At 62.9% G+C, this 7,335-nt stretch carries 9 protein-coding genes and 1 pseudogene; 8 read left to right on the top strand and 2 right to left on the bottom strand.

What is annotated here, in order from left to right; translation table 11 throughout:
- On the top strand, positions 1 to 147 hold a 147-nt coding region (locus JHD73_RS25270; protein ID WP_199032914.1), incomplete at its 5' end, for a carboxymuconolactone decarboxylase family protein.
- A 23-nt stretch (positions 148 to 170) separates the two neighbouring features.
- Here JHD73_RS25270 and JHD73_RS25265 read toward each other — a convergent pair.
- A complete protein-coding gene (locus tag JHD73_RS25265) occupies positions 171 to 1,118 on the bottom strand; it encodes an aldose epimerase (RefSeq protein WP_199032913.1) in 948 nt (315 codons plus the stop codon).
- A gap of 77 nt (positions 1,119 to 1,195) precedes the next feature.
- Here JHD73_RS25265 and JHD73_RS25260 point away from each other — a divergent pair, with 77 nt between their 5' ends.
- From JHD73_RS25260 to JHD73_RS25245, 4 genes are all read left to right on the top strand, one after another.
- Positions 1,196 to 1,378 carry a hypothetical protein gene (locus tag JHD73_RS25260; protein WP_199032915.1) on the top strand — a complete coding sequence of 61 codons (183 nt, stop codon included), beginning with the start codon at positions 1,196 to 1,198 and terminating at the stop codon, positions 1,376 to 1,378.
- A gap of 103 nt (positions 1,379 to 1,481) precedes the next feature.
- Entirely contained in the window at positions 1,482 to 1,859 is a 378-nt protein-coding gene (locus JHD73_RS25255; RefSeq protein ID WP_199032912.1) for a hypothetical protein, read from the top strand.
- Positions 1,860 to 2,043: 184 nt separating this feature from the next.
- A complete protein-coding gene (gene dinB / locus JHD73_RS25250) occupies positions 2,044 to 3,117 on the top strand; it encodes a DNA polymerase IV (RefSeq protein WP_199032911.1) in 1,074 nt (357 codons plus the stop codon).
- A 203-nt stretch (positions 3,118 to 3,320) separates the two neighbouring features.
- Positions 3,321 to 4,751, top strand: a complete 1,431-nt coding sequence (locus JHD73_RS25245) for an amino acid permease (protein ID WP_199032910.1) — start codon at positions 3,321 to 3,323, stop codon at positions 4,749 to 4,751.
- 12 nt (positions 4,752 to 4,763) lie between these two features.
- Here the strand turns inward: JHD73_RS25245 and JHD73_RS25240 are convergent, their stop codons facing one another.
- Positions 4,764 to 5,585 carry a thioredoxin family protein gene (locus tag JHD73_RS25240; RefSeq protein ID WP_199032909.1) on the bottom strand — a complete coding sequence of 274 codons (822 nt, stop codon included), beginning with the start codon at positions 5,583 to 5,585 and terminating at the stop codon, positions 4,764 to 4,766.
- 322 nt (positions 5,586 to 5,907) lie between these two features.
- Here JHD73_RS25240 and JHD73_RS25235 point away from each other — a divergent pair, with 322 nt between their 5' ends.
- The 3 genes and pseudogenes from JHD73_RS25235 to JHD73_RS25225 all read left to right on the top strand — a co-directional run.
- Positions 5,908 to 6,198 carry a DUF1488 domain-containing protein gene (locus JHD73_RS25235; RefSeq protein ID WP_199032908.1) on the top strand — a complete coding sequence of 97 codons (291 nt, stop codon included), beginning with the start codon at positions 5,908 to 5,910 and terminating at the stop codon, positions 6,196 to 6,198.
- A 214-nt stretch (positions 6,199 to 6,412) separates the two neighbouring features.
- Entirely contained in the window at positions 6,413 to 7,174 is a 762-nt protein-coding gene (locus JHD73_RS25230; protein ID WP_199032907.1) for a fumarylacetoacetate hydrolase family protein, read from the top strand.
- Positions 7,171 to 7,335 (top strand): annotated as a pseudogene (locus JHD73_RS25225) (2-hydroxyhepta-2,4-diene-1,7-dioate isomerase); the annotation flags it as partial. The gene JHD73_RS25230 and the pseudogene JHD73_RS25225, both read left to right, overlap by 4 nt.

The following is a 7,335-nucleotide window of genomic DNA, read 5'->3' as shown; positions in this document are numbered from 1 at the left end:
GTGCATACCGCCGAAGCGCTCAAGCATGGCGCCACGCATGAAGAGATTGCGGATGCGTTGAGCGTAGCGATCTCGCTCAACGCGGGGGCGGCGCTGGTGTACTCGGCGCGCGTGATGGACGCGGTGCAGGCGTATGAGAAGGCCTAGGAGCCTCGCCGCGGCCGCTTTTGCTATCGGGTGATCCGCAGGCGGCAGGTGGCCTGACGCGTTTCACCCGGGGCGAGCAGGTGCAGGCCCTCGCCGTGGTGGATGGCGTTGGGCAGGCCCATCCAAGGCTCAACGCAGTAGAAGTCGGACGTGGCGTTTTCCGTCCAGGTGGTGATGGCGTGCCAGGGCACTGGCGCGCCGTCCACTTCGATGCGGATGCGGCGGCCAGGCGGCGCGTCTGCGTTCGGCGGAATGGCGAGCGTGGCCGCGCCGGCGTTGTCGAGCAGGTGATAGCGGTCCTGCAGCGTTGGGTCGTCCAGGTGGTACGTTGCTTGTCCAGGCTCTGGCGTATCAAGGCTGCCGTCAGCCAGCTGGCGTGAAAGCCGCGATGTCGGCATCGACAGCACAGCCGCGCTGCGCAACGTATGCGGCAGCGCGATGTAGAAATGGTGCCCGGCGTAAAACGGCATCGGCGCCTGGGCATCGCCGTTATCGAGATGCTTGACCGAGAACGTTGCCTCCAGCCCGTCGATCAGCAGTCGATATGTGATGCGAAATTCGAACGCAAACGGATAGCCTTCGCGCGTTTGCGGCCGATCGCGCAGCAGCATGACGATGTGCGTGTCGCTCGCGTCTTCCACCTCAAACGGCAGGTCGCGTGCAAAGCCGTGTTGCGGCAAGGTATGTACTTGCCCGCGTGCGTCGCGCCACTGGCCGATCTTGCCGTCGACAAAATGCCGGCCGATGAAGGGAAACAGCAACGGATTGCCGCCACGTACCTTGGCCAGGTTGGACCAGTCCGCATGCTCCGGCCAGAACAGGATCTCTTCACCGAGATGGCGCCAGCGCACGAGTCGGCCACCGGCCTCCGGCGCGAGCAGCAGCATTGAGCCTTCTGCGCTCGGGTCGTCAACACCTCCGATGCGGACGAGTGAGCGGTCTTGGAAGTGTGCGGTGGGCAGGTCGTGCATGCGTGGTCGGGCAGAGTGACTTGTTGGTGTGGGGTTCGCGTACTAGATTGTCAATGCGTTTTGCCCGGAGGGAAACCATGTCGGCCAGCCGTTACGCCAACCCGTTCGCCAGTTGCACTGGCAGCGCGCGCAGCCTGATGCATCTCGCACACACTGTTCCACCCCCTGACGAGCCATCGCCGCCGGGTATTCCTCCTGATCTGCCGTCACCCGACGAACCCCCGCCGCCGGTAGAGCAGCCCGAGATGTTGCGGCTGTGACGCGCTGTTACCAATCGTCACAGCTTTACGCAAAGCGGTTCGTAAGATAGCGTCAGTCCCTGCGCGACTTGCGCATTTCTACAACGACAATACGAGCCCAATCATGTCGATTCTTCCGCGTCTGACTCTGTGTGCTGTGCTAGCGGCTTCTATGGCCGGCTGTGTGGTGGCTCCGCCGCAGCAAACTCGCACGGTGGTGGTGCATGAACCCGCCCCGGCGCCGGCTCCAGCACCGGTTGATCCGCGTGCCCGTTTTGAGCAGGTGCAGGGCCGCCTCGCTGAGGAATTCCATCGCGTTGACGTGCGCCAGTCGCAGGGCTATATCGATCCGTACCGCGGCGACGGCCTGCGTGACCGCCTGCGTCGCATCCGTCAGGAGGCCAACGACATGGCCAGCCAGCACAACGGTGGCCTGTCCGGCGACGAACAACATGCGTTGAACGACGAACTCGGCGCCGTGGCACGCGACATCAACCGTTAAGCCGCTTCTCCCTTCCTACCATTCGCCGATGCTGCGCTGCGGTATCGGCGAAATGCATTGTTGCGCAGCCGAGCGTGCACATTCGCTGCGCACCGGGCGGAAGCTGATACGCTTGCGTTCCTCCTGAACGTGCAAGCCTGCATCTGACGCGGCTTGCTGTGGCCCGTCCTGACGGCCTTCTGCCGTGCGAAAGATCATCCACTGCGACTGCGACTGCTTCTACGCCGCCATCGAGATGCGCGATGACCCGCGCCTGGTCGGCAAGCCGCTGGCTGTCGGCGGGCGGCCCGAGCGGCGCGGTGTGGTGGCCACCTGCAACTACGAAGCACGCAAGTTCGGCATCCACTCCGCAATGCCCATGTCGCAGGCGGTCAAGCGTTGTCCGGACTTGCTGATCGTGCCGCCGTCCATGGACAAGTACCGCCAGGTTGCGCGCCAGATCTTCGCGATTTATCACAGCTATACCGCGCTGGTGGAGCCGCTCTCGCTGGACGAGGCTTACCTCGACGTGAGCGACAGCCCGATGCTCGCTGGCAGCGGCACCCGCATCGCAGAGGACATCCGCCGCCGCGTGCGGGAAGAGATCGGTATCACCGTGTCGGCAGGGGTGGCGCCCAACAAGTTCATCGCCAAGATCGCGAGCGATTGGAAAAAGCCCGACGGCCTGTTTGTGGTGCGACCGGAGCAGGTGGATGCCTTTGTGGCCGAGCTGCCTGTGGAGCGCCTGTTTGGTGTGGGCAAGGTGACGGCCGCCAAGCTGCGCCGGCTGGGCGCTGAAACGTGCGCAGACCTGCGTAGTTGGGGCACAGACCGGTTGCAGCAGCATTTTGGCGTCTTCGGTTTTCGGTTGCATGACCTCTGCCGCGGTGTTGACCACAGGCAGGTGCAACCTTCGCAGATCCGCAAGTCCGTCAGCGTGGAAGAGACGTACGCGACTGACCTGCGCACGCTCGACGATTGCCAGCGCGAGCTGACCATTCTCGTCGAGCAGCTTGCCGCACGCGTTGAACGTGCCCGCGCCGCCGACATGATCCACAAGACGTACGTCAAGCTGCGCTTCGCGGATTTTCGCGGCACGACGGTCGAATGTATTCACCCGAAAGTGTCGTTGCCGGTGTTCTCGAAATTGCTGACGCAGGGCTTCGAGCGGCGGCAGATTCCCGTGCGGTTGCTGGGCGTCGGGGTGCGTCTGTACGAGTCCGATGCGCACGCGCGTCAACAGACGCTATTCGCAGAAGATGCCGACTCGATTGAGTGAGCCTCAATTGTTGTGAGTTGTTGTGACTCACGCCAGTCGGATACGAATTGTCCTATTTTCTTGTCTGCATCACGGCGATGTGGAAGGGCGGACGTCGCCAACGGGTAAAATGCCCGCTTTTTGCAAAAATCCGCCGCCGCGCGCCACACGTGCGCGACAGTGCATCCGTACCCACGGAGGCACGCAGACAGGAGACGCAGTCAATGAGTTTGTTTCGTACCAAAAACGTGGATCACATGATCCGCACGGGCCACAGCGACACCGGCCTGAAGAAAGTCCTTGGGCCCCTGGACCTGACCTTCCTGGGCGTCGGCGCCATCATCGGCACCGGCATCTTCGTGCTCACAGGCACGGGCGCGCTGACCGCCGGTCCCGCGTTGACGTTGTCGTTTGTGGTTGCTGCGCTGGCCTGCGGGTTTGCCGCGCTGTGCTACGCCGAGTTCGCCTCGACTATCCCCGTGTCGGGCTCGATCTACACCTACGCCTACGCAACGATGGGCGAGCTGGTTGCCTGGATCATCGGCTGGGACCTGATGCTCGAATATGGCCTGGCGACTTCCGCCGTGTCGGTCGGCTGGTCCGGCTACTTCCAATCGTTGTTGTCGGGTTTCGGCCTTCACCTGCCGGTGGCGCTGACGGCGGCGCCGGGTGCCATCCCGGGCGTGCAGACGCTGTTCAACCTGCCTGCGCTGGTGATCATGCTGCTCATTACCACTGTGCTGTCGTTCGGCGTGCGTGAATCGGCGCGTGCCAACAACGTCATGGTGGTGATCAAGGTGACGGTGGTGCTGCTGTTCATCTTCGTGGGCGTGCGCCACGTGCAGCCGGCTAACTGGCAACCGTTCATGCCGTTCGGCATGGAGGGCGTGTTCGGTGCCGCGGCCATCGTGTTCTTTGCCTTTATCGGCTTCGACGCAGTCACCTCTGCGGCGGAAGAGGTGCGCAACCCCAAGCGCGACCTGCCGATCGGCATCATCGGTTCGCTGGCAGTCTGCACGATCCTCTATGTGGTGGTGGCTGCCATCATGACCGGTATCGTGCCGTTCACGAAGTTCGCAGGCGTTGACCACCCGGTGTCGCTGGCGCTGCAGATGGCGGGCGAAGGCTGGGTCGCGGGTTTTGTTGACCTGGGTGCCATCATCGGCATGACCACGGTGATCCTGGTGATGGCTTACGGTCAGACCCGCATCATCTTCGCCATGTCACGTGACGGGCTGCTGCCCAAGCGCCTGTCGCACATCCACCCGCGCTACGCGACGCCGTTCCTGAACACGTGGGTGGTCGGTATCGTGTTTGCGGTGATCGCCGCGTTCGTGCCGCTGAACGTGCTGGCCGAACTGATCAACATTGGTACGTTGGCAGCGTTCTCGCTCATCGCGGTGGCGGTGCTGGTGCTGCGCCGTACGCGTCCGGACCTGCATCGCGGTTTCCGCTGCCCGGGCGTTCCGGTGGTGCCGCTGCTGGCCATCGGCATGTGTCTGTTCCTGATGAGCCATCTGCAGGCCGTGACCTGGATCGCCTTTGCGGTTTGGGTAGTGATCGGCCTGCTGGTGTACTTCGGCTATGCGCGCCGCCGCTCGCTGCTGCATACGTCGCAGCAAGGTGCCTCTCCGGCCTCGGAGACGGCGCGCTGATCGTCTGGCCGCCTAACGGCATAGCGGCGCGGAAACCGCTTGCAGGATTTCCGCGTCGCGCGGCCGCTCGATGAAGGCGGTCAGATTCACATCGGCCGAACGCGCATTGGCGGGCAGGGGAATGTCGCCTTGCCATTGCGTGCTCGCGCCCGTCAACCGGATTGGCCCGATCCATTCCCTGACGACATGGTCGTGGCGTAGCTCCACACCGCCGTTCTCGCCGCCACTTGGGTGGCTCACCAGGTTGTTTTGTGTCAGTGCGATCCACGCGACGGTTGAGCTGGCATCGTTGACTGCGCTCGGCCGCAACGTGAAGCGCGCGCGGGTTTGCAGAGCTGCACGTGGCGTGTTCGCGGCGGTGGCATCGAGTGTGATATCCGCCATGGCAGGTTGTGCGTTGCGTGCTGCAATAGCGCGAGAGAAGTCGGCGCGATCCGCCCAGCGCCGCAACTCGCGGCCGGAGACGAAGACTTCCGGCGTGTAGATCGTTGGCGCATTCGTGGCGTCGCCCAGTGCACGCTGCCGCGCAGAGAAGGCCGCACGGCCGAATGTGTCTTTCCAGCCGAGGCCGTCCCAGTAGTCGACATGCAGCGCAAGGGGAATCCAATGTTGCAGGTCAGCCGGCGTGCGACTCAGCCAGCGGTCCGCCGGCGGGCAACTATTACAACCCTCGGATGTATAGAGTTCAACAACCGCAACCGTGTGCGGTGGGCTTTGAACGTGCAGCGCTGCACAATCAGCGGCCTGCACGGCGTGCGTGACGCTTGTCAGCGCCAGCAATGTCAGTGTTGCGCTGACACGAAAGTGTCGCAAACGGTGTGGTTGGATGCGCATGATGGTCTCCTGGCCTGCATGTCGGCACGGGCTTTGCATGTGGCTCCCGCTTTGCTTAGTCGGGTGGCGCTCGCAGTCCTGACAAAAAAGCATAACTATGGTGAAGGGCGTGCGAGCCCTGATGCCGCCTGGGATAGCGAGCTAGAGCCCTTGTTCGGGTTCTCTGGCTTTGCCGATGCGGTTCGCACGCGCGGCGCAAGCTATGGTTAAAATGAATCTCGCGGTCAGACACAATGTTTGACGGAATCGTGCCGGCCCCCCCGCACGGTTTCCACGCAACAGCGTGTGCGTTGTTGTCCATTGCAATCGGAGGGCTTTAACGATGGAAATCAAGTTCGAAAAGAAAGAGGCGTACGACATCAACAACGAAGGCCTGCTGTTCGACGCGTTGGTCGATGGCGAAAAGGTGACTTGCGTGGCAACGCGCGAGGCCCTGTGGGAAGGCCTGGAAGGTGATCAGGTGTTGTCGCTCCAAGCGGCCTTTGAGGCCGGCCAGGATCGGATTCAGGATGCTGCCCGCGTGCTGATTGCCGACGGTGTGCAGCGATCCAATGGGTTGACCGATTTGCCGCAGCCGGTCGTGGTCAAGCGCGTGCATATCGCCGTGGCTTGAGCGCGGTCGATTGCCTCCGCAGGCATCGGCGCGTCCGATAGGTCTGCATGGTGGACGCACGTCCACCGTTCTGAAAAAGCCGGTCCACGTGACCGGTTTTTTCATTGCCGATGTTCCAGTGTTTCCCGACTTGACAGAGCCGTCATCTGGCTAGATGATTAACATGTTAATTACATGGGTGGCTTGATGCTGGCCCGAAGCCAAGGAGGCAAGGATGCGGCGAGGCAGAGTGGCATTGCCGGATGGTCGGGCGAACGATATCGCATGGGCAACGGCGTCTGAAGATGCCGAGGCGGGTGCCACGCAGCATTGGCTGCCACCCGTCGAGGGCGTCGTCGTCGGTGCGTTGCTGAACTACCGTGGCGAGTTGGCGATGTTGGACGATGCACTCTCCGCGCCGCCTTACCAAGCACCACCCAAAGCGCCCATCCTGTACATCAAGCCGGCCAACACGCTTGTTGGGCACGGCCGCGATGTGGTTCTGCCGGTCGACGTTGACGCGGTTTGGGCCGGCGCCTGCCTGGGCGTGGCGATTGGCCGCACCGCCACACGCGTGAGCGCCGCGCAGGCTCACACATTCATTGCCGGCTACACCATCGTGAATGATCTGACCGTGCCGCATGCCAGCTACTACCGCCCGGCGATCCGCCATAAGTGTCGTGATGGTTTCTGCCCCATCGGCCCCTGGGTGGTGGATCGAAGCGATGTGCCCAATGAGGACGCACTGGACATCACCGTGCGTATCAACGGCGAAATCAGGCAACGCGCTTCTACCGCAACGCTGGTGCGTCCGATCGCGCAACTGTTGGCCGACGTGACAGCCTTCATGACGCTCAATGCGGGAGACGTGCTGCTTGTCGGCATGCCAGAGAACCCGCCGCTGGCGCGCGCTGGTGACCACATCGATATCGACATTGCCAACATCGGCACCCTGACAACGCGGCTGGTCCGCCACGCGCAGGAGGACTCACAATGAAGCGCGCACGCATCGCCTATGACGGGGCGATCCATGCAGCGACCGCCGTACCTGGTGATGACACTCGTTTGCAGCTTGCCGATGGCCGCGTGCTGCATGAAAACGAAGTGATCTGGTTGCCACCGGTCGAGCCGCGCACGATCTTCGCGTTGGGCTTGAAC

It is taken from the genome of Ralstonia sp. ASV6, from assembly GCF_016429285.1.
Lineage (GTDB): Bacteria > Pseudomonadota > Gammaproteobacteria > Burkholderiales > Burkholderiaceae > Ralstonia > Ralstonia flaminis.
This window is presented reverse-complemented; position numbering and strand designations above follow the sequence as displayed.

Bases quoted from the DNA above. Each gene is read 5' to 3' on its own strand.
- JHD73_RS25245 (WP_199032910.1), top strand. From the start codon at position 3,321: ATGAGTTTGTTTCGTACCAAAAACGTGGATCACATGATCCGCACGGGC.
- JHD73_RS25230 (WP_199032907.1), top strand. From the start codon at position 6,413: ATGCGGCGAGGCAGAGTGGCATTGCCGGATGGTCGGGCGAACGATATC.
- JHD73_RS25255 (WP_199032912.1), top strand. From the start codon at position 1,482: ATGTCGATTCTTCCGCGTCTGACTCTGTGTGCTGTGCTAGCGGCTTCT.
- JHD73_RS25235 (WP_199032908.1), top strand. From the start codon at position 5,908: ATGGAAATCAAGTTCGAAAAGAAAGAGGCGTACGACATCAACAACGAA.
- JHD73_RS25260 (WP_199032915.1), top strand. From the start codon at position 1,196: ATGTCGGCCAGCCGTTACGCCAACCCGTTCGCCAGTTGCACTGGCAGC.
- JHD73_RS25265 (WP_199032913.1), bottom strand. From the start codon at position 1,118: ATGCACGACCTGCCCACCGCACACTTCCAAGACCGCTCACTCGTCCGC.
- JHD73_RS25240 (WP_199032909.1), bottom strand. From the start codon at position 5,585: ATGCGCATCCAACCACACCGTTTGCGACACTTTCGTGTCAGCGCAACA.